The organism is Streptomyces sediminimaris (assembly GCF_047049295.1).
GTDB classification, from domain to species: domain Bacteria; phylum Actinomycetota; class Actinomycetes; order Streptomycetales; family Streptomycetaceae; genus Streptomyces; species Streptomyces sediminimaris.
Genome location: NZ_JBJWOT010000001.1, coordinates 420,336 through 438,743, shown reverse-complemented (window position 1 = coordinate 438,743; position 18,408 = coordinate 420,336). Strand labels below are relative to the sequence as shown.

The window sequence follows — 18,408 nt, the reverse complement described above, 5'->3', positions numbered from 1 at the left end:
GGTACGCTCCTCCGGGCACTCCGAGCGCTCTGCGCGCCACGGCCGCCCCGGTCACACGCCGGCGAGCAGACCCTCCAGCGGCGCCGGTACCCGGTCGGCGTCGAGGGCTTCGACCAGGACACGGCCGTAGTGGATCTTGCGTCCCTTCTTCGTGCCGAGGAAGCGCCGCAACTGCTGTTGCGGGGAGCGGCCCCGCTGTGCCGGCTGGTGCAGGAAGGTCCGCAGGGCGCGCAGCTCGCCCTCCTCCCGGACGAGTTCGCGCACCCGCGGCACGCCCAGCGCGCGGATCAGCTCGTCCTCCAGGTCGGCCGCGCAGACGAAGAACCCCTGCCGTGAGCTCCCTGCGTCGAGGGCGCGGGCGTAGTGGGCACGCTCCCGCTCGTCGCACAGCCCCGTGAGGCGGAGGCCGAGGCCGGGCGGACCGAGGAGGCGGACGAAGCGCCCGACGCTCATCGCGCCGCCCACCGGCAGGACGCACACCCCCTCGTCCGCGAGGTTCCGGCCGCGCCGCACGGCCAGCGCGCCGACCGCGGCGACGTCGCTCGGCCCTTCGAGCAGCACGGCCGCCCGGACGTCCAGCCGCGCGGCGAGGTCACGAGCGGGAGCGCCGGGTCCACCCGCCGCCCAGGCGACGACCGCCTCCCGGAACGACCCCATGTCGGTCATGGCACGAGTCTCCGCTCCTCGCCCGCCTCCACGCCAGCGGTTTTCCGTCGGCGGCTGCGGCGGCCCCCTCCCCACCGGTCGGCTGAATCCGCAGGCCGGGCGGCGTGTCCGGGCACGCGGGGCGGCCGGTCCGGCGCACGGTGATCGAAACCGCCGTCGCCGAGGAGGAACCGTGAAGCGTCGTGTCGTCGCCGTCCTGGCCGCCGCCGTCGCCGGTCTGGTGCTGTTCGCGGCACCGGCCGTCCCCCATGACGGCCGCGGCGACGTCGAGAGCAACGACTGGAACTTCCCGCTCACCAACATCGGCCTGCTGTAGCCGGTGAGCGGGGCGGCCCGGCCCTCCGCGGCCGGGCGGTCACCGAGGATGCCCGAGGCGGTGGGCCTGCAGAGATGACGGACTGTTCGAGGCGGCGGACCCTGCGGCGCGCATCGGCTGCACCAGGACCGAGGCCGCGGGTCTCGCCCGGTTCCGGACGTCGTGGAAGCCGCGACGCGCCGTCCCGTCCGCCGCGTCCCGCAGGCGGCCGCAGCCCCTACCCGGCGTCGGCCGCCGTCGAGTGATCCGCTCCGGTGTCCTGCGAGGAGCGCAGCGCGTCGAGTGCGCGGGCCGACTCCGAGCCGGGCTCGGCGTGGTAGATCGCCAGGATCTGGCCGCCGGAGTCGGCGATCGGGAGCTTCTCGCGGCCCAGTTCCAGCAGGCCGAGCCGCGGGTGGCGCAGCCGCAGCGAGCCTCCGGCCAGCGCGGTGACGTCGTGCCGGGCCCACAGCCGCCGGAACCTGTCGCTGCCCAGGGACAGTTCGCCGACCAGTTGCACGATCCGTGGATCGTCGACATCGCTGCCCACGGACGCGCGGAACCCCGCGACCAGCCCGCCGGCCGTCTTCTCCCAGTCCGGGTGGAGCTCCTGTTCGGCGGGGTCGAGGAAGATCGCACGCAGCCGGTTGACCCCCGGCCGGAGGTTCGGTGAGACGGCTGTGGCCAGCCGGTTCGCGGCGAGCACCTCGAACGTCCGGCTCTCCACGAACGCCGGCAGGTTGATCACGTCCAGCAGTCGGAGGATCCCGGCGGGCACCACCTCGCGGCGCGGCCGCCGGCGCGCGGCGGGACGCGCGGTGCTCAGGCTCAGCAGATGTTCCGTGGCGATCGGGTCCAGCCGGAACACCCGTGCCAGGGCCCGCAGCACCTGCGGGGACGGATTGCGGTCGCGGCCCTGCTCCAGGCGGAGGTAGTAGTCGGCGCTGATGCCCGCCAGCATGGCGACTTCCTCACGGCGCAGCCCGGGGGTGCGGCGCACGCCCACCACCGGCAGTCCCGCGTCGGCCGGATCGGTCAGCTCACGGCGGGCCCGAAGGTACTCTCCGAGCGCGTTCGGCCTGCTCATGCCCTCGATCCTACGAGCCGGGCCAGGGCCGTGCCTGGTCCTGCCACCCCCAGGATGACCGGGGCACAGGCTGGGTCCGCGGCTGCTCCGTACGGTCGGATCCAGCTCCCGGAGACGCCGGCGAGCGGAAGGGAAACATGACAGACAACGAGCTGCCCGGCGGCACCTACCGCGTGGGCGACCTCAGCCTCACCCGGTTCGGCTACGGCGCCATGCAGCTGGCGGGGCCGGGCGTGTTCGGCCCGCCCGAGGACCGCGACGCCGCGATCGCCGTCCTGCGCACGGCCGTCGAACTCGGCATCCGGCACATCGACACGGCCGACTTCTACGGTCCGCACGTCACCAACGAGATCATCCGCGAGGCGCTCGCGCCCTACCCGGACGGCCTGCACATCGTCACCAAGGTCGGCGCCCGCCGTGACGAGCGGGGCGGCTGGCCGCACGCCCGCACCCCGGCCGAGCTGGTGCAGCAGGTCCACGACAACCTGCGGCGCCTCGGTCTCGAAGCGCTCGACGTGGTCAACCTGCGCGTCGGCGGTTTCGACTCGCCCGAACCGGGCTCCGTGGCCGAGCAGTTCGGCGCCCTCGCCGAGCTGCGTGAGCAGGGCCTGATCCGGCACCTGGGACTCAGCACGGTCAGCGCGGACCAGCTCGCCGAGGCCCGGTCGATCGCCCCGGTCGTGTGCGTGCAGAACTTCTACAACATCGCCAACCGCCGGGACGACGACCTGATCGACCTGACCGCGCGGCAGGGCATCGCGTACGTGCCGTACTGGCCCCTGGGCGGGATGTCCCCGCTCCAGTCGGACATCCTGGCGAAGGTCGCCGAGCGGCTGGAGTCCACCCCCATGTCCGTGGCCCTCGCCTGGCTCCTGCACCGCTCACCCAACGTGCTGCTGATCCCCGGCACGTCCTCCGTGGACCACCTGCGCGCGAACATCACGGGCGCGGCCCTGGACCTGCCCGCCGACGCGCTCACCGACCTGGACGCCATCGGCGGCGGGGAACGAACCGGGCAGAGGCCCGCGCGGTAGCGGCCGGCGCCGACTCCACGGACACGTCCGATCCTCCGCGGGAGCCGGCGCCGGGTCCCTGCGGCCCGCCGGTACCGGGCCTCGTCCCCGCGGGTACCCGCGGGTGGCGGCCTGCCCCGTGTGCGACGTCCGGAGCCGGAAATCACGTGCCGCCGGCGGTCGACTGCGGCATCTTTGCTCCCATGAGTCGCGGTGGAAGGGGGACTCGTGCGCACGGCAGGGGCAGCGAGACCCGGAGCGAGGGGACATGACGGACGACGTCGACGCGTTCATGAGCCGGCTGGACCCGGAGATGTGTGTGGTCACCGCCGTGGCGGGCACGGAGCGGTCGGGGTGCCTGGTCGGCTTCTCGAGCCAGTGCTCCATCCACCCGGTGCGGTACGTGGTGTGGATCTCCAGGGCCAACCACACCTACCGCGTCGCGTCCGCCGCCGACTGCCTGGCCGTCCATCTGCTGACCCGCGAGCAGCACCGGCTGGCGGCCCTGTTCGGCGGGCGGACGGGGGACCGGACCGACAAGTTCGCGGAGGTGCCCTGGCGGGCGGGGCCCGGCGGCTCGGCGATCCTGGAGGAGGCGGCGGCCTGGTTCGTGGGCACCGTCGAGGAGCGCGTCGACGGCGGCGACCACGTCGGCTTCGTCCTGCGCCCCGTGGACTGGGGCGAGCGCACACGCGGCCCGCTGCTGCGGCTCGACGACGCCCTGGACATCACGCCCGGCCATCCGGCGTGACGTGGTGTCCAGGGCTCTCGTACGCCCGGGGGAGGCGATGAGCCGGGGTCCGCCACGCGATGTACGGGACCACCCTGAGCGTTCCTTTTCAAGGTCACTACCATCTGACCGAAGACAACCGTTCGACCGGTACGTGCGGTGCGTGCCGGTCGGGGTCGCCGATGCCAGGGTCCGCTCCCCGGGCTGCGGTGATCTTCCTGCCCAGGAGGACCTTCCGCATGTTCCGACGAATTGGCACCACTGTCGTCCGACATCCCGTCTGGACGATCGTGGCATGGCTGATCGCCGCGGTGGCGATCGTCGCCACCGCTCCGAGCCTGCCCTCGAACAGCGACGAGAGCAGTTTCCTTCCCAAGAGTTACGAGTCCATCGAAGCGGCCGATCTCCAGGCGAAGGCGTTCCCCAGCGCCTTCACCCCGTCCGCGATCGTGCTGTACCAGCGCACCGACGGCGGAAAGCTGACCGCCCAGGACAAGAAGGACGTCGCCCGGATCACCGACGAACTGGGTGACAAGCACATCGACCAGGTGCAGAAGGTGGTCCCCGGCCGGCCGTCCAAGGACGGCCGGTACACCATGACCCTGGTCCAGATGGACAGCAAGAACGCCGGCCAGCCCAAACAGGCCGACGCCGCCAAGGTGCTGCGTGAGGACGCCAAGCAGCTGGCCAAGGGCACCGATCTGCAGGCCAGGCTCGGCGGGTCGGCCGCGCAGGCTCTGGACCAGCAGGATTCGTCCAAGCGCGGTCAGGCGCTGATCGGCATCGGCACCTTTGTGATCATCCTGGTCACGCTGCTGATCATCTTCCGGGCGCCGATCCTGGCCGTGCTGCCACTGCTCCTGATCGGCGTGGTGTCGGCGATCGCCAACGGGCTGATCGCGTACGCCACCAAGCTGTTCGACCTCCAGGCCAACAGCTCGATCTCGTCGATCCTCATCGTCGTGCTGTTCGGCGTGGGGACGGACTACTTCCTGTTCCTGATGTTCCGGTATCGCGAGCGTCTGCGTGCCGGTGACGAGTCCAAGCAGGCCATGGTCAACGCGGTCGGCCGGGTCGGGGAGGCCATCGCCTCCGCCGCCGGCGCGGTCATCATCGCCTTCCTCGCCCTGACGCTGTCCACGCTGGGCTTCCTCAAGCAGATGGGCCCGGCGCTGGCCATCGCGGTCACCGTCACCCTGATCGCGGGGCTGACGCTGATCCCGGCCGTGGTCTCGCTGATCGGTCCCAAGGTGTTCTGGCCGTCCAAGACCTGGCAGCGCGAGCCGGACAATGCCCGCTTCGCCGCCTTCGGCCGCGGGGTGCAGCGGCGTCCCGCCCTGACCGCGGGGCTGTCGGGCCTGGTCCTGGTCGCGCTCTCGCTGGGCATCTTCGGCTACCACGCCACCTTCGACCTGGCCTCGGGCTCGATGCCCAAGACCAAGGAGTCGATGGTCGTCCAGACCAAGATGCAGAAGGCGTACTCGGCGGGCGCGGCCGCGCCCACCGACGTCTACCTCTCCAGCGCCGACGGCAAGCCGCTCGACAGGTCCGCCTTCGGCGCCTACGCGCGGAAGCTCGGGGCGGTGGACGGAGTCGCGAACGCCCGTATGGCGCAGGTCAACAAGGCGGGCACCACCGCGGACTTCACCGTCACGCTCAAGTACGAGGCGTCCACGGACAAGGCGATCGAGGCCGTCGGCCGGGTGCGCGACGTCGCGCACGCCGACGCCCCGGACGGCACCGAGGCCCTCGTCGGGGGCATGTCCTCGATCTACAAGGACATCGACACCGCGGTCAACCACGACTACCGGACCGTCTTCCCCGTCGCCGCCGTACTGATCATGGTGATCCTGGGACTGCTGCTGCGCAGCGTGGTCGCTCCCTGGTACCTGATCGCCTCGGTGGGCCTCGGCTTCGGAGCCACCCTCGGCGCGACCGTGCTGATCTTCCAGAAGGGGCAGGGGCACTCGGGCCTGATGTTCATGCTCCCGGTGATCATGTATCTGTTCGTGGTCGCCATCGGCACCGACTACAACATCCTCATGATCGCCCGGTTGCGCGAGGAGGCCCGGGAGGGCCGCGAACCGAGGGAGGCGGCCGGCATGGCCCTGCGGCACGCCGGTCCCACCGTGGCCGCGGCCGGCTTCATCCTGGCGGCCACCTTCGCCACGATGATGCTGGCCGGCAACGCGCTGCTGACGGAGATGGGCTTCGCCGTCTCCTTCGGCATCGCGGTCGCCGCCTTCGTCATGGCGATGTTCTTCACGCCCAGCCTCACCGCCCTCATCGGCCACGCGGCCTGGTGGCCGGGGCACGCCGACCGGTCACAGGCACCGGTCGGCGCGGGCGCAGGAGCGGGCGCCACCGCTCCGGTCTCCGGGGGCGGCGACCCCGACCCGGTCGCCCACGATCCGGCGGCACGCCGCCGCTAGCCACGGCGTGGCACGACAGGTCTGCCGGGCCGCCCGGCAGACCTGTTCGCGTCGTGCGGGCCACGGCGGCGGCACGCCGGTAGCCCGGGGCACGGGCGGGCGCGGCGGGATGGGTCCCCGCCGTCAGGCGTTCGGGTCGAAACCGATCCCGGACGGCTTCACCGAGGACAGGTGGGAGGCGAAGCCGGCGTCCACCAGCCGTTGTCGCACTTGTGGCGCGAGCAGCTGTTGGTGTTGTCCAGGTCGGAGGCGTCGTGGCACTGCCCGTTCAGCGCGCCCGTCGGCTTCAGAGCGCCGTTGACGGTGGCGTCGGGGCCGAGCGCGGGAGTGCCGGTGGCAGCCGTCCCCTCCCGCGCCAGGAGATGACAGGCGTACCACTGGTGAGTCCCGGCCCCACGGTCGGTCGTGACGGCCCGTCAGCCGAGCTCGTCGGGCAGGTCGGCCGCGGAGTCCTCCGGTGCGAGGTCGGGCCGCAGCCGCAGCCAGGAAGGCTGGCGCAGCATCCCGGCCCGGGTACGGGTGCTGTAGCGGACCTCCCCGACCAGCCGGGGCAGCACCCAGTGCGCGCCGGCGACCGCGGGCGGGGGGTCGAAGGGGCACTCCGCCGTGGCCGCCGCCCGCAGCAGTCCGGCGAGACGGGTCCGCTCGGACTCGCTCCAGCCGGTGCCCACCCCGCCGACGTACCTCAGCCGTCCGGCCGCCCGCTGCCCGACCAGGACGGCGCCGGGCAGACCCGACAACCGGCCCTTGCCGGGCAGCCAGCCGCCCACGATCACGTCCTCGCTCCGCATGTTGCGGATCTTGATCCAGGCCCGGGAACGCACCCCCGGTTCGTAGACCGAGTCCAGCCGCTTGCAGACCAGGCCCTCCAGCCCGTGTTCCACGGTGGCCCGCAGCGCCTGTTCGCCGTGGCCGACCAGTGCGGAGGGCGTCGACCAGAACGGCCCGTCGAGACCGAGTTCCTCCAGCCGCCGGCGCCGGCGGAGGTAGGGGAGACCGGTGAGCCTCCGTCCCCCCAGGTGCATCACGTCGAACAGCACCAGGTGGACGGGTACCTTCGCCGCCTGTCGTGCGGCCTTGGCGGGGGAGTGGGCGAGACCCATGCGGGACTGCAGCAACTGGAAGTCGGCGCGGCCCTGTTCGTCCAGCGCCAGGACCTCCCCGTCCAGCACGGCCGGTGCCGCGCCGAGTGCCGTGCCCAGCGGCCGCAGTTCGGGATACGCGGCCGTGATGTCCTCCCCCGACCGCGCCCGCAGCCGGAGGCCGCCGTCCCCTTCGAGGTAGGCCACCACACGCTGGCCGTCCTGCTTGGTCTCATAGGCCCAGCGGGCGTCCTGCGCGGCCGGCGGCAGGGTCCCGGGTGTGGCCAGTATCGGCGGGATCAGGGGGAGCGTCACGGGGTGAGGTCTCGACGCCCCGGCCCGCAGCCATTCACCCCGCCCGCCGGTTTCCCCTGAACGGCGCTGCCTACAGGCTGCTCACCGGGGCCAGCAGGTCCTCCAGCCCGACCCGGCGGAAGAACTCCACCCGTATCCGGTCGGCCACGGCCGAGACGACCTCGCTGCCGTCCCGGCCGGGGTCCACATGGATCCTGAACGGCCGCTTGCCGGGCGGCAGTTCGACCGTCCGCACGATTGCCCTCGCCACGTCGGCGACGTCGGCGTCCGGCGGCATCAGCCCGGCCAGCCGCTGGTTCACCTCGGCCGTCAGCGCCCGGTACTTCGTGTCGTAGACGGCGGCACGCCCGGTGTCGGCCGGTGCGCCGGCGTGGGCGAAGTGGTTCGTGCCCGAGGTGAAGGCACCCGGCACGACGATCGAGGTGTCGATGCCGAACCGTATGAGCTCCGCCGCGTAGCTCACCGCGAGCGCGTCCATGGCGGCCTTCGCCGCGAAGTACGGCGCGAGGAAGGGCGGGGTACCGCCGCGCGTGCTGGAGGAGCCGATCCACACGAGGTGTCCCTGCCCCTGGCCGCGCAGCTGGGGCAGGGCCGCCCGGTTGACGCGCTGGGTGCCGAGCACGTTGGTGTCGTAGACGTCCGCCAGCTGCTCGGGGGTGAAGGCCTCGGCGGGGCCCAGCACCATGTGCCCGGCGTTGTGGATCAGGACGTCGAGGCGCCCCCGCTCGTCGACGACGCGGGCGACCGCCGCGTCCGCGCTGTCCTGCCGGGTCACGTCCAGCTCCACCGCGCGCAGGTCGGCCCCGTGCTCGGAGGCGTGGGCGGCCAGATCGGCGGCGGCGCGGGCGTTGCGCGTGGCGAGGGCCCGCATGCCCGCGTAGACGGTGTGTCCGCGTTCGGCGAGCGCGCGGACGGTGAGGGCGCCGAAACCGCTGGAGGCGCCGGTGACGAGAATGACCTTGCTGTCGCTCATGACTGCTCCTCGGTGCCGTTCGATCTCTCGATCTCTCGGCCTGTCGATATCTCGGCCTGTCGGTCTGTGGATGTGCCGGTCGCCCGGAGGACGGCGCGGGGCCGTCAGATGATGCCGCCGTTGGCCCGCAGGACCTGTCCGTTCACCCAGCGGCCCTCGGGGCCGGCGAGGAAGGACACCACACCGGCGATGTCTTCCGGCGTACCCAGGCGCTCCAGCGGCGGCTGTGCGGCCAGGCGGGCGACGGTCTCCTCGTCCTTGCCGTGGAGGAAGAGGTCGGTGGCGGTGGGGCCGGGCGCGACGGCGTTCACGGTCACGTCACGGCCGCGCAGCTCGCGCGCGAGGATCAGGGTCAGCGCCTCGACGGCTCCCTTGCTCGCGGCGTAGCCGCCGTAGCCGGGGAAGGCCAGGCCGACCACCGACGAGGAGAAGTTGACGAGTGCTCCGCCCCGGCGCAGCCGACGGGCGGCCTGCTGGCCGACGGCGAACGTGCCGCGGACGTTGGTGCGGTACAGCGAGTCGAGCTCGCCGAGGTCGAGCTCGGCGACGGGGGACAGCAGCATCCGCCCGGCCGCGTGCACCACCGTGTCCACGCCGCCGTACACCGCCTCCGCCCGGTCGAAGAGGGCGGCCACCTCGGTCTCGTCGCCGACGTCCGCACGGGCGGCGAAGGCGGTGCCGCCGGCCGTCTCGATGGCGCGGACGACGTCCTCGGCGGCGTCCTTGCCGCCCGCGTATCCGACGACGACGGCGAAACCGTCGGCGGCGAGCCGCTGGGCGACCTGCCGTCCGATGCCTCGCGATCCGCCGGTCACGATCGCGACGCGCCGGTCCGTCCGGAACTGAGTGGTCATGAGGGCATCCTTTGCTCGATTGCTTCGTAGCGTCGTTAACGCGATTGCGTAGCGACGGTAACACGGCTTCGTAGCGTTGGTAAAGACGAATTCGTATCGGCGCTACGGATGGCGTACCGTGGAGCCATGGATGCGAGGGAGAAGATCCTGGAAGCGGCCGCGAAGCTGCTGGCGGAGGCGCCGGTGGCGGACGTCTCGACGCGTGCGGTGTGCGAGGCGGCCGGGGTGGGGGCACCGATGCTGTACCGGCTCTTCGGCGACAAGGCCGGGCTGCTGGCCGCCGTCGTCGACCGCGGCTTCGAGGAGTACCTCGCCTCCAAGCGGGCGGCCCGGCCCAGCGACGATCCCGTCGCCGACCTCAGGAGCGGCTGGGACAACCACATGCGCTTCGCGCTGGAGCACCCCAACCACTACCGGCTGATGTACTCGCCGGAGCTGACCGCCCCGCCCGCGGCCGCCCGGGAGGCGCATGCCCTGCTGCACGGCATCCTCGAACGCTGCGCCGCCGCGGGCAGGCTCGGTGTCCCGCCCGCCCTCGCCACCCGGATGATCATGTCCGCCAACGTCGGAGCGGCCCTGTCGATGCTGACCAGGCCGGAGCAGTACGCGGACCCGGGCTTCTCCGAGCGGCTGCGCGACACCGTGCTGGACGCCCTGACCCGTCCGGGGGACGCCGGCGGAGCACCCGAGGGGGACCGCGCCGTCCCGGTGGCGGCCGCGACCCTCGCCGCGCGCCTGCGCGCCGAGCCCGCCCCGCGCCTCACGCCGGCGGAGTCGGCCCTGCTGGAGCAGTGGCTGGACGAGCTCTCTGCGGGCTGAGCGCTCAGCGCTCGGTGGACGGCCGCGCCAGGAGCGCCCCGGACCGGTGGGCCAGGACGACGAGTTGGGCGCGGTCACGGGCGCCCAGCTCGGTCATGATGCGGCGGACGCGAGTGCGCACCGTGAGCGGGCTGACGCCGAGGCGGGCCGCGATCTCCGCGTTGGAGCGGCCCTGGGCGACCCGGGTGGCGATCTCGCGGTCGCGGCCGGTGAGCGCGGCCAGGCGCTCGCTCGCGCCCGGCGGCGCGTCCGCGGCGGGGGCGCCCGGGAAACGCGTGATCAGCGCGCGGGTGGCGAGCGGGGAGAGCAGCGCGTCGCCCGCGACGACGGTCCGGATGCCGTCGAGCAGTACGTCCGCGGTCGCGTCCTTGCCGAGGAAGCCGCTCGCGCCGGCCCGCAGCGCTCCTGCGACGGAGGCGTCGATCTCGTGCGTGGTGAGGATCAGTACGCGCGTGTCCGACAGGCCGGGATCGGCGCAGATCGCCGTCGTCGCCGTCAGGCTGTCCGTGCCGGGCACCCGGATGTCCAGCAGGACGACGTCGGGGCGGTGCACGCGCGCCAGGGCGACGGCTTCGCCGCCGCAGGTGGCCTCGGCGACCAGCTCCATGTCGTCGCAGGAGTCGAGCACGACGCGTAACGCGGCGCGCAGGAGGGCCTGGTCGTCGGCGAGCAGTACGCGGATGGTCATGGTGTGGGTCCGTTCCTGTCGTCTCAGGGTCCCTGTCCTGGAAGCCATGATCGGCGATGACCGGCGGGAACGTCGGGCGAGGGACGCCCCTGCCCGGCGGCGCGGGGGTCCGTCGCGGGGGAAGGCACGAGGTCAGACACGGGCGGACGGCCGTTCGACCCGCGCGGCCGCTTCCCGGGCGGCGCGGGGCCTTGCGGGTGAGGACGGGTCTCTCGGCGGCGACGACCGGCAGCCGTCCAGGACGTGGTGCGCACGCCGGCCTCGGAGTCCGCGCGGGCCGGGACCGGGCCGTGGGCCGCTCACGGCGCGCCGTTGCGTAGGCTTCCGGAGCTGGAACCCGCCGCGACGCCGGCGGACCCGCGACGGTTGGAGGGACTGGCCGTCGGGAGGAGTGAGGGAAGTCCCGGTGCGGTGGTGAGCATGGCCGGCAGGACAGTGCGCGCGGAACGGGCCGACGCGACCCGTGAGCTGATCCTCACGGCCGCCGAGCGGCTGTTCGCCGAGCGCGGCGTGAACTCGGTGTCCAACCGGCAGGTCGGCGAGGCCGCCGGGCAGGGCAACAACACCGCCGTCGGCTACCACTTCGGCACCAAGGCCGACCTGGTGCGGGCGATCGTACGCAGGCACGCGGGGCACACCGAGGAGATCCGCTGCCGCCTGCTGGCGGAGATCGGCGACTCCACCGACGTGCGTGACTGGGTGGACTGCCTGGTGCGCCCGCTGCCCGAGCATCTCGGGAGCCTGGGTGGTCCCACCTGGTTCGCGCGGTTCTGCGCGCAGGTGATGACCGACCCGGCGCTCCACCGGATCGTGCTGGAGGAGTCCTTCGCCTCCCCGTCCCTGCGGCAGTGCGTCGACGGGCTGAACCGGTGCCTGCCCGATCTGCCCGCGGAGGTCCGGGCCGAGCGCGGCGAGATGGCTCGCCACCTCATCGTGCACATGCCCGCCGAGCGGGAGCGTGCGGTCGCCGAGAACCGGGCCACACCCCGCTCCAACTGGGACGACGCCGCCACCGGTCTCGCGGACGCGGTCGTCGGACTGTGGCTGGCGCCGGTGACACCCTGAGAGCGGGGGAGCGCCGGGAACCCGCCGCCAGGCAATTTACTTGAGTTACGCAACTATATGCTACCGTGGGTGCATGCCCGCACCGCCGCCGCCCGAGCTCCCCGGACCCCCCGCGCCCGACGAGGTGACCGAGATCGAGCGGGCCCTCGCCCGCATCACCTACCTGAGCACGCGCGCCCGGCAGCACGAGCGGCTGATGGCCCTGGCCGGTGTGCCGCTGGACCGGGCGGCGGTGGCACTGCTGCGGCAGGTCGCCGACGCGGACCCGCTGCGCCCCGGGGAACTCGCGAACCGGCTGGGGGTGGAGGCCTCCCACGTCACGCGCACCGTGCAGCAACTGGAGAAGTGCGGCTACGTCACCCGCGTCCCCGACCCCGACGACCGCCGGGCTCAGCGCATCCGGCTCACCGAGGCCGGACGGCAGGCTGTGGAGCGGGTGCGCGAGGCCGGGGTCCGCGGCATGCGGCAGGCCCTGTCCGGCTGGAAGCCGGAGGAACTGCGGCAGCTGGCCACCCTCTTCCACCGCATGGTCGACGACTTCCTCTCCCACTCCGGCGAGGAGGACGCCGGGGAGCCGGCGGACGGGCGGACGGGCACCGTCTGACGCCGAGGCGGTTCGCCCACCGGCACCGGACCTTCCCGAGGTGGCGCACGCGGTCGTGCCCAGGCGCGAGCGCCGTGTCCGGGGCCCGCCCGGGAGGGGAACGGCTGCCTGAGGGGCCCGTCCTACCCTCGGGTAACATCCGGGTGCAGGTCATCAGAGGAGGAACCGTGTCACGGTCCGAACGCTCGCCCCTGCTGCTCGCCGGCCTGTTGGCCGCCGCGGGCGTCACACACTTCGCCAGACCACGCCCGTACGACGAGATCGTCCCACGGGCGCTGCCGGGCAGCCCCAGGACGTGGACGTACGCGAGCGGCGCCGTCGAACTCGCCCTCGCCGCCGGGGTCGCCCTGCCGCGCACGCGCAGAGCCGCCGCCCTCGCCACGGCCGCCTTCTTCGTCGGTGTGTTCCCCGCCAACGTGAAGATGGCCGTCGACTGGCGGGACCGGCCGGCGCCGCAGAAGGCCGCCGCGATCGGACGGCTGCCGGTGCAACTGCCCCTGGTCCTGTGGGCCCGCAGCGTCGCGAGGGCCGGGGAGGGCCGGGCGTGAGCGCGCGCGTGAACGTCGGCGACACCGTCGACGACTTCGAACTGCCGGACGAGACCGGCGCCAGCCGCAAGCTGTCCGAGCTGCTGGCCGACGGTCCCGTCGTGCTCTTCTTCTACCCCGCCGCCCTGACCGCCGGCTGCACCGCGGAGGCCTGCCACTTCCGTGACCTCGCCGCCGAGTTCGCGGCCGTCGGCGCCCGGCCCGTGGGCATCAGTGGCGACACCGTGGACAGGCAGCAGGAGTTCGCCGGCCGGCACCACCTGGGCATGCCGCTGCTGTCCGACGCCGACGGCGCGGTCCGCGAACGCTTCGGCGTCAGGCGGGGGTTCGCCCTCGCGCCCACCAAACGGGTCACGTTCGTCATCGCCCCGGACCGCACCGTCCTCGAGGCGGTCCACAGCGAACTGCGCATGAACACGCACGCGGACCGGGCACTCGCCGCGCTGCGCGCACACCGCGGGTGACACCCTCGGCCCGGGGTCCCTGGCGTCCCGGGGCCTCCGGCCGCGGGGCGATCAGCAGCCGGCGGGCGGCCCGGAGCCGGCGCGGCCCTCCGGTACGGCGAGCCGCCCGGCCAACGCTCAGCCGGCCGCCCGCTCCCGTACGACGTCCCCGGGCTTCTTGTCGTCCCTGAGCCCCAGGTACCGCGGATGGCGCAGCATTCCGTCCCGCGTCCACTCGGTGAAGTCGACCTGCGCGACCAGTTCGGGCCGCACCCACCGCGCGCCCGGCTCCGCCACCCGGCCGCCGAACGGCTGGTCGGGTACGCGCAGTCCGTCCAGCCGGGCCCGCAGGGAGAGCAGGCTCCGCCGGTCGAAGCCGGTCCCCACCTTGCCCGCGTACCGCAGCTGCCCGCCCTGGTGGTAGCCGATGAGCAGCGCGCCGAGCCCGACCCGGCTGCCCGCCGGTTCGGTGAACCCGCCCACGACGAACTCCTGCCCCCGCGAGCACTTGAGCTTCAGCCAGTCCCGGGACCTGCGCGGCTGGTAGTCGGCGTCCGCCCGCTTGGCGATCAGGCCCTCCCAGCCGCGGTCGCAGGAGGCGGCCAGCAGCTCCGCACCGCCCTCGTTGCGATGCGGCGTCATCCGCAGCGGAGGACGGTAGGTCAGCGCCCGGCGCAGCAGGGACTTGCGGGTTCGCAACGGCAGCCGGGTGAGGTCCGCTCCCTCCAGCCTGAGCAGGTCGAACACGTAGTACGTCACGGCGACGCCGGCCGCCTCGATGTCCTCGGGACGCGTCAGGCCCATGCGCTGCTGGAGCCGGCCGAAGTCGGTGCGGCCCCGCCGGAACGCCACGACCTCCCCGTCGACGGTGAAGTCCGTGCGGGGCTGGTCGGCGAGGGCCCGCACGATCTCCGGATAGGTGTCGTCGAGACGGCGCCCGGAGCGGGAGAACACGGTGGCCCGCTCGCCGTCGCGGACCGCGAGCAGGCGCACGCCGTCCAGCTTGCGCTCGAACACCCAGTCGTCGTCGCCGGAGAAGTCCCGGCGGTCACTGAGCGTGGCCAGCATCGGGCGGGCGGCGAGCTCCGCACCGGGACGCGCCGTACGCAGCAGCCGGCGCTGCTCGCCGGGGAGCGAGTCCAGGAGACCGCCCACCGCCGCTCACCGCTCCCCGCTGTCCGCGGCGACCTGGGCGAGCGTACGGCCGCTGGTGACCGAGCGGGCCCTGCGCGGGTCGGGCGTCCCGTGCCCCTGCGCCTTCCCGCCCGCCTTGACCAGCAGCCACGCCTCCTCGCCGCCGTCGCCGCCGTCGCGGAACCGGGTGAGCGCGTACTCGCCGCGCAGCTTCGAGCCCTTGAGCCGGAAGCGGGCGTGCCCGCGGTCCAGGGACTCCCCGAAGTCGACGGACCGTCCCGTGCGGTCGTGGCTCAGCGGCTCGTAGACGCCGTGGTCCCACACGATCACCGTGCCGCCGCCGTACTCGCCCCGCGGGATCACGCCCTCGAAATCCTCGTACTCCAGCGGATGGTCCTCCGTGGGCACGGCGAGCCGCTTGTCGTGCGGATCGCCCGAGGGGCCCTTGGGCACGGACCACGACTTCAGTACGTCGCCGACCTGCAGCCGGAAGTCGAAGTGCAGGGTGCCGGCGTCGTGGATCTGTACGACGAACCGGGGTTCCTGGCCCGCGGCGGCCCCCCGGCCCCGCGGTTCCGCGGTCCGCCCGAAATCGCGCTTGCGGTGGTAGTCCCGCAGCCTCTCCTGCTCGGCCACCTCCGGCCCCTTCCGTACGGTCCTGCCGCGACGGCCCTGTCACGGGGTGACCGGGTACCCGGCCGATGTCTCAGAACTCCTCGTGCACCTCAGGGTCCCCGCCGACGCGCCGGTGGGCACGGTCCGCGACCGCGCCGAGCTGGGAGGGGTCCAGCTCGAAGCCGAAGACGTCGAGGTTCTCGCGCTGCCGCTCGGGGTTCGACGACTTCGGGATGGGCACCGCGCCCAGCTGGGTGTGCCAGCGCAGGACGACCTGCCCGGGCGTGACGCCCAGCGCCTCGGCGACGGCCGCGACGACGGGGTCGCGCAGCAGGCCGGTGCCGCGGCCGAGCGGGCTCCAGCTCTCGGTGAGGATGCCCCTGGCCGCGTGGAAGGCGCGCAGCTCCTCCTGCGGGAAGAACGGGTGCAGCTCGATCTGGTTGACGGACGGCAGCACCCCGGTCTCCTTCTCCAGGCGCTCGATGTGCCCGGCGGTGAAGTTGGAGACGCCGATGGAGCGGATCAGACCGTCCTCGCGCAGCTTGATCATGGCCCGCCAGGAGTCGACGTACCTGCCGACGCGGGGCAGCGGCCAGTGGATCAGATACAGGTCGACGTACTCCACGCCCAGGCGGCCGCGGGACTCCTCGAAGGAGGCGAGGGTCTCCTCGTAGCCGTGGTGCCGGCCCGGGAGCTTCGTCGTCACCACGATCTCCTCGCGGGGGACGCCGCTGCGGGCGACCCCGCGGCCCACGCCGGACTCGTTGCGGTAGTTGGTGGCCGTGTCGAGCAGGCGGTAGCCCTGCTGCAGGGCCTCGGACACGGCGCGTTCCGCCTCCTCGTCGCTCATCGGCCAGGTGCCCAGGCCGAGAGCGGGGAGCGTCGTGCCGTCGTTGAGCCGGTGTGCCGGGATGCTGGTCACCGTGGAACCCTTCCGTCGACTGTGCCTGTCTCCAGCCTCGCGGATGGGGCGAGCCGTGATCAACCGGACGCGTGGGCGACGGGGGCGGGCGGGATCCGGTCGTGGCGGGGCGTTTCGTGGCCGCCCCGGCCGTCCCGCGGCCGGGTTCCCTGCGAAGATCGGATAGCCGCGGCCCGGCGACGACGCGTATCTGCGCCATCTGCTGGACCACCAGGTCGCCTCGGTGCACCCGCTGGTGCCGGTGCATCCGGAGACGGGGGAGCGGGTGCTGTTCGTCAACGGCTACTACCTCGAGCAGATCACCGGCGTCTCCCGCCCGGAGAGCCGGGCCCTGATCGACATGCTGCTGGAGCAGGCGGTGCGGCCCGAGTACACGGTGCGGTTCCGCTGGGAGCCGGGCAGCGTCGCCTTCCGGGACAACCGGGCCACGATCCACCTCGCTCCCGGCGACAGCGCCCACCTCGGCTTCCCCCGGATCATGCACCGGGTGATGCTGGGCGGCGATGTCCCGGTCGGGGTGGACGGCAGGCCGTCGGAGCCGGTCGTCGGGAGCGAACCCGGGCGCTGGTGAGGCCGGTCGCCCGGCCCGCCCGGGCCCGGCAACCGCGGCTCAGGCCAGTGGGATGGTCACCTCGTCCTCGACCGGCGGATCGATCTCCTGGGCGCGGTTGCCGGTGGCGGCGAAGCAGCGCAGCCGGACGGCCTCGGGGGTGACGTCCAGGCGCAGGAAGCTCTTGAAGAAGGGCGGGCTGTACGTCGCCGAGCCCGGCGAGAACAGCCGCGTGTAGATCCTGTGCACGGGGAGGCGGATGCGCGAGGTGCGGCCGGGGCGTCCGCCGGCGCCGAGCAGTGCGGCCACGACACGGGCACGGCGGGTGACGCGCACCGGTCCGCCCGGGGCGCGGGTCGGCGGGATGCCCAGCCGTTCGGCGATCACGGCCGTGGCCTCGTCCTCGGAGAGGGTGAACAGGCGGCGCAGCCGCAGCCGGCGGCCGTAGAGCCCGCTGTAGAAGGCCAGGGAGTCGCCGCGCAGCGGATAGCAGCGGAAGTCCTCCTCGGTGACGTCGGCGACGCCGACGCGGGGGATGGTGTGGGTGGCGTGCATGAACGCGCCCCCGCCGCCCGAGACGACGTACTGGATCGTGCGGCCGCCCACCCGGACCGGGTAGCGCTGGTAGTTGTGGATGTCGCCGCCTATGGCCGCCACGTAGTGGTGGCGGGGGTCGCGGACGATGTCGTCGACGGTGCCGTGGCCGCCCTCGATGGCGCAGGGATGGTGCTCCCCGTCGACGTAGAGGGGCGATCCGGTGACGAGGATCTTCGGGCGCGGGCCCTGGGACACCTCGCGCAGCCAGGCGCCCTGTTCGGCGTCGATGGTGCCGAGCAGGCCGGTGTCGATGCCTATGATCCGCAGCGGCCCGGCGTCGATGGCCCAGTACGGGCCCGGCTGGACGGCCTGTTGGGCCGGCGCGGAGCGCAACGCGCGGTCCCGGTCCAGGTGCTGACCGTCCTTCGCGCGCGGCCGGTGCCACAGCAGGCCGCGCACCCAGGCTCTGCTCAGGGGGCGCGGCGCCGGTTCCGGGTCGAGGGGCGGGGCGTCGTCGCAGAAGACGCGCATGAATCCGTGCAGACCCTCGTACCAGTCGTGGTTGCCGGGTATCGCGTAGATGGGCGCGGGGTAGTCCCGGTAGGGGCGGAAGAACTTCGTGCCGTAGCCGTCCGCGCTGCCCACGGGATAGATGACGTCGCTGGTGATCACGGCGAAGTCCGTGCCCTGACCGGCCCTCAGAAGGCCCGGCACCACCGCGTACTGAGGGTCGTCGCCCTCCCCGGTGTCCCCGATGACCAGGAAGGAGAACCGGTCCGCGTCCGTACGCCGGATCACCTTGTCGGCGGGCGCGCCGGCGGCTCGGCGCTGGGCCACCCACCTGGCGCGGGTGCGGCCGGTGGGGTCACCGAACCAGGAGGCCAGTACGCCGTTGCGGGCGGCCCACAGCGTCCTGGGGCTGAGCCAGGAGAGCTTCTCGACCCTGGCCGGCATCAGTTGCTTGTACTCGCCGCGCTCGGCGACGCCCCAGCCGGCGCCTTCGGCGGTATCGCGTGAAGAGTCAGACACCGGTGAA

At 73.3% G+C, this 18,408-nt stretch carries 19 protein-coding genes and 2 pseudogenes; 10 read left to right on the top strand and 11 right to left on the bottom strand.

Features of this window, described 5'->3' with window-relative positions:
- Window positions 1-51 precede the first annotated feature (51 nt).
- Complete coding sequence (locus ACJ9NR_RS02010) at window positions 52-666, bottom strand: TOPRIM nucleotidyl transferase/hydrolase domain-containing protein (RefSeq protein WP_412490118.1); 615 nt, start codon at window positions 664-666, stop codon at window positions 52-54.
- 172 nt (window positions 667-838) lie between these two features.
- On the opposite strand from ACJ9NR_RS02010, the gene ACJ9NR_RS02005 reads away from it, so the two are divergent.
- Window positions 839-982, top strand: coding sequence for a hypothetical protein (locus tag ACJ9NR_RS02005; protein WP_412490119.1), 144 nt, complete (start codon window positions 839-841; stop codon window positions 980-982).
- Between the two features lie 217 nt (window positions 983-1,199).
- On the opposite strand, the gene ACJ9NR_RS02000 is transcribed toward ACJ9NR_RS02005, so the two are convergent.
- Window positions 1,200-2,048, bottom strand: a complete 849-nt coding sequence (locus tag ACJ9NR_RS02000) for a helix-turn-helix domain-containing protein (protein WP_412490120.1) — start codon at window positions 2,046-2,048, stop codon at window positions 1,200-1,202.
- A 137-nt stretch (window positions 2,049-2,185) separates the two neighbouring features.
- Here ACJ9NR_RS02000 and ACJ9NR_RS01995 point away from each other — a divergent pair, with 137 nt between their 5' ends.
- From ACJ9NR_RS01995 to ACJ9NR_RS01985, 3 genes are all read left to right on the top strand, one after another.
- Window positions 2,186-3,082, top strand: coding sequence for an oxidoreductase (locus ACJ9NR_RS01995; protein ID WP_412490121.1), 897 nt, complete (start codon window positions 2,186-2,188; stop codon window positions 3,080-3,082).
- Between the two features lie 247 nt (window positions 3,083-3,329).
- The gene (locus tag ACJ9NR_RS01990; protein WP_412490122.1) at window positions 3,330-3,812 is read left to right on the top strand and encodes a flavin reductase family protein; all 483 of its coding nucleotides are present in this window, start codon (window positions 3,330-3,332) and stop codon (window positions 3,810-3,812) included.
- Window positions 3,813-4,030: 218 nt separating this feature from the next.
- Entirely contained in the window at window positions 4,031-6,223 is a 2,193-nt protein-coding gene (locus tag ACJ9NR_RS01985) for an MMPL family transporter (protein WP_412490123.1), read from the top strand.
- Window positions 6,224-6,417: 194 nt separating this feature from the next.
- On the opposite strand, the pseudogene ACJ9NR_RS01980 reads toward ACJ9NR_RS01985, so the two are convergent.
- From ACJ9NR_RS01980 to ACJ9NR_RS01965, 4 genes and pseudogenes are all read right to left on the bottom strand, one after another.
- Window positions 6,418-6,552: pseudogene (locus ACJ9NR_RS01980) on the bottom strand (NPP1 family protein); the annotation flags it as partial.
- Window positions 6,553-6,639: 87 nt separating this feature from the next.
- Entirely contained in the window at window positions 6,640-7,620 is a 981-nt protein-coding gene (gene ligD, locus ACJ9NR_RS01975; protein ID WP_412490124.1) for a non-homologous end-joining DNA ligase, read from the bottom strand.
- Window positions 7,621-7,690: 70 nt separating this feature from the next.
- The gene (locus ACJ9NR_RS01970; protein WP_412490125.1) at window positions 7,691-8,593 is read right to left on the bottom strand and encodes an SDR family oxidoreductase; all 903 of its coding nucleotides are present in this window, start codon (window positions 8,591-8,593) and stop codon (window positions 7,691-7,693) included.
- 104 nt (window positions 8,594-8,697) lie between these two features.
- Window positions 8,698-9,447, bottom strand: coding sequence for an SDR family oxidoreductase (locus tag ACJ9NR_RS01965; protein WP_412490126.1), 750 nt, complete (start codon window positions 9,445-9,447; stop codon window positions 8,698-8,700).
- Window positions 9,448-9,573: 126 nt separating this feature from the next.
- Here ACJ9NR_RS01965 and ACJ9NR_RS01960 point away from each other — a divergent pair, with 126 nt between their 5' ends.
- Window positions 9,574-10,266, top strand: coding sequence for a TetR/AcrR family transcriptional regulator (locus ACJ9NR_RS01960; RefSeq protein ID WP_412490127.1), 693 nt, complete (start codon window positions 9,574-9,576; stop codon window positions 10,264-10,266).
- A 4-nt stretch (window positions 10,267-10,270) separates the two neighbouring features.
- Here the strand turns inward: ACJ9NR_RS01960 and ACJ9NR_RS01955 are convergent, their stop codons facing one another.
- Complete coding sequence (locus ACJ9NR_RS01955) at window positions 10,271-10,954, bottom strand: response regulator (RefSeq protein ID WP_412490128.1); 684 nt, start codon at window positions 10,952-10,954, stop codon at window positions 10,271-10,273.
- Window positions 10,955-11,374: 420 nt separating this feature from the next.
- On the opposite strand from ACJ9NR_RS01955, the gene ACJ9NR_RS01950 reads away from it, so the two are divergent.
- From ACJ9NR_RS01950 to ACJ9NR_RS01935, 4 genes are all read left to right on the top strand, one after another.
- Window positions 11,375-12,019: a TetR/AcrR family transcriptional regulator gene (locus ACJ9NR_RS01950; protein WP_412490129.1), complete on the top strand. Its 645-nt coding sequence runs from the start codon at window positions 11,375-11,377 to the stop codon at window positions 12,017-12,019.
- Between the two features lie 73 nt (window positions 12,020-12,092).
- The gene (locus ACJ9NR_RS01945) at window positions 12,093-12,623 is read left to right on the top strand and encodes a MarR family winged helix-turn-helix transcriptional regulator (protein ID WP_412490130.1); all 531 of its coding nucleotides are present in this window, start codon (window positions 12,093-12,095) and stop codon (window positions 12,621-12,623) included.
- Window positions 12,624-12,790: 167 nt separating this feature from the next.
- Window positions 12,791-13,171, top strand: coding sequence for a DoxX family protein (locus ACJ9NR_RS01940; RefSeq protein WP_412490131.1), 381 nt, complete (start codon window positions 12,791-12,793; stop codon window positions 13,169-13,171).
- Window positions 13,168-13,635 (top strand): peroxiredoxin, encoded by a 468-nt coding sequence (locus ACJ9NR_RS01935; protein ID WP_412490132.1) that lies wholly within the window; start codon window positions 13,168-13,170, stop codon window positions 13,633-13,635. The genes ACJ9NR_RS01940 and ACJ9NR_RS01935 overlap by 4 nt, the downstream gene beginning before the upstream one ends.
- 117 nt (window positions 13,636-13,752) lie before the next feature.
- Here ACJ9NR_RS01935 and ligD (ACJ9NR_RS01930) read toward each other — a convergent pair whose 3' ends face one another.
- The 3 genes from ligD (ACJ9NR_RS01930) to ACJ9NR_RS01920 form a co-directional block, all read right to left on the bottom strand.
- The gene (gene ligD, locus ACJ9NR_RS01930; protein ID WP_412490133.1) at window positions 13,753-14,769 is read right to left on the bottom strand and encodes a non-homologous end-joining DNA ligase; all 1,017 of its coding nucleotides are present in this window, start codon (window positions 14,767-14,769) and stop codon (window positions 13,753-13,755) included.
- A gap of 6 nt (window positions 14,770-14,775) precedes the next feature.
- Window positions 14,776-15,384: a DNA polymerase ligase N-terminal domain-containing protein gene (locus ACJ9NR_RS01925; protein ID WP_412490134.1), complete on the bottom strand. Its 609-nt coding sequence runs from the start codon at window positions 15,382-15,384 to the stop codon at window positions 14,776-14,778.
- A gap of 70 nt (window positions 15,385-15,454) precedes the next feature.
- On the bottom strand, window positions 15,455-16,285 hold the full coding sequence (locus ACJ9NR_RS01920) for an aldo/keto reductase (RefSeq protein ID WP_412490135.1): 831 nt from the start codon (window positions 16,283-16,285) through the stop codon (window positions 15,455-15,457).
- Window positions 16,286-16,451: 166 nt separating this feature from the next.
- Here ACJ9NR_RS01920 and ACJ9NR_RS01915 point away from each other — a divergent pair.
- Window positions 16,452-16,856: pseudogene (locus ACJ9NR_RS01915) on the top strand (TauD/TfdA dioxygenase family protein); the annotation flags it as partial.
- Window positions 16,857-16,895: 39 nt separating this feature from the next.
- Here the strand turns inward: ACJ9NR_RS01915 and ACJ9NR_RS01910 are convergent.
- The gene (locus ACJ9NR_RS01910) at window positions 16,896-18,401 is read right to left on the bottom strand and encodes a metallophosphoesterase family protein (RefSeq protein WP_412490136.1); all 1,506 of its coding nucleotides are present in this window, start codon (window positions 18,399-18,401) and stop codon (window positions 16,896-16,898) included.
- Between the last annotated feature and the right edge of the window lie 7 nt (window positions 18,402-18,408).

What these genes read in the sequence shown, in the direction of transcription:
- ACJ9NR_RS01960 (WP_412490127.1), top strand. Translation starts at nt 9,574, where the DNA reads ATGGATGCGAGGGAGAAGATCCTGGAAGCGGCCGCGAAGCTGCTGGCG.
- ACJ9NR_RS01945 (WP_412490130.1), top strand. Translation starts at nt 12,093, where the DNA reads ATGCCCGCACCGCCGCCGCCCGAGCTCCCCGGACCCCCCGCGCCCGAC.
- ACJ9NR_RS01985 (WP_412490123.1), top strand. Translation starts at nt 4,031, where the DNA reads ATGTTCCGACGAATTGGCACCACTGTCGTCCGACATCCCGTCTGGACG.
- ACJ9NR_RS02000 (WP_412490120.1), bottom strand. Translation starts at nt 2,048, where the DNA reads ATGAGCAGGCCGAACGCGCTCGGAGAGTACCTTCGGGCCCGCCGTGAG.
- ACJ9NR_RS01995 (WP_412490121.1), top strand. Translation starts at nt 2,186, where the DNA reads ATGACAGACAACGAGCTGCCCGGCGGCACCTACCGCGTGGGCGACCTC.
- ACJ9NR_RS01970 (WP_412490125.1), bottom strand. Translation starts at nt 8,593, where the DNA reads ATGAGCGACAGCAAGGTCATTCTCGTCACCGGCGCCTCCAGCGGTTTC.
- ACJ9NR_RS01990 (WP_412490122.1), top strand. Translation starts at nt 3,330, where the DNA reads ATGACGGACGACGTCGACGCGTTCATGAGCCGGCTGGACCCGGAGATG.
- ACJ9NR_RS01950 (WP_412490129.1), top strand. Translation starts at nt 11,375, where the DNA reads ATGGCCGGCAGGACAGTGCGCGCGGAACGGGCCGACGCGACCCGTGAG.
- ACJ9NR_RS01965 (WP_412490126.1), bottom strand. Translation starts at nt 9,447, where the DNA reads ATGACCACTCAGTTCCGGACGGACCGGCGCGTCGCGATCGTGACCGGC.
- ACJ9NR_RS02010 (WP_412490118.1), bottom strand. Translation starts at nt 666, where the DNA reads ATGACCGACATGGGGTCGTTCCGGGAGGCGGTCGTCGCCTGGGCGGCG.
- ACJ9NR_RS01955 (WP_412490128.1), bottom strand. Translation starts at nt 10,954, where the DNA reads ATGACCATCCGCGTACTGCTCGCCGACGACCAGGCCCTCCTGCGCGCC.